This window comes from Actinoplanes solisilvae (assembly GCF_003999975.1).
Taxonomy (GTDB): domain Bacteria; phylum Actinomycetota; class Actinomycetes; order Mycobacteriales; family Micromonosporaceae; genus Actinoplanes; species Actinoplanes solisilvae.
Window position 1 is genome coordinate 1 of record NZ_RJAC01000118.1, and the last position, 576, is coordinate 576.

Below are 576 nucleotides of genomic sequence, written 5' to 3' on the forward strand. Positions count from 1 at the left end.
AACTTAGATGGTGTAATCATAAACATTGAAGAGGACTATAAGAAAGTATCTTTTAACTTCCATGAAAGAAAAGAAGACTACTTATCAATGATAGGTGGAAGTAAGGTAGGACATAGCTTAAAGAACGAATTACAGTTTGCCGACTGTGTTTATAGAGCTTCATACCTAGCTAAACAGAACGATAAAGAACAAGTACAATATAAGCAAAAATTTAGAGCAATAGAAGGATAAGAAAAATAATGATTAAACCAAGACAACATAAAATTAACAGTACATACAATCTTTTTATATTTAAAGTAATCCTATGGCATACATTGTATAACAAAGTAAAAGCAGACAGAGAACAAGGATTCAATCCTATTAAAAACTATGAAAAAATGATTAATGCACAAGAAATAGTACAAGCCTTATTACCATCTATTGAGAAATTAGATAGAGACAGTATTAAATCTTATTACCCATTACTAGATGATAGATCATTAATACAGTTATTTAAGGATACAGTACAATGACTTATATCTTATGTTTTATACCTATTCTATTAACTATTTATCAAATTAAAACAATTTAAAGATG

General features: G+C 27.4%; 1 protein-coding gene. It reads left to right on the forward strand.

The window, feature by feature from the left end; genetic code table 11:
- Positions 1-231, forward strand: a 231-nt coding sequence (locus EER30_RS48330; RefSeq protein WP_205650743.1) for a hypothetical protein, incomplete at its 5' end; no start/stop codon positions are given.
- Between the last annotated feature and the right edge of the window lie 345 nt (positions 232-576).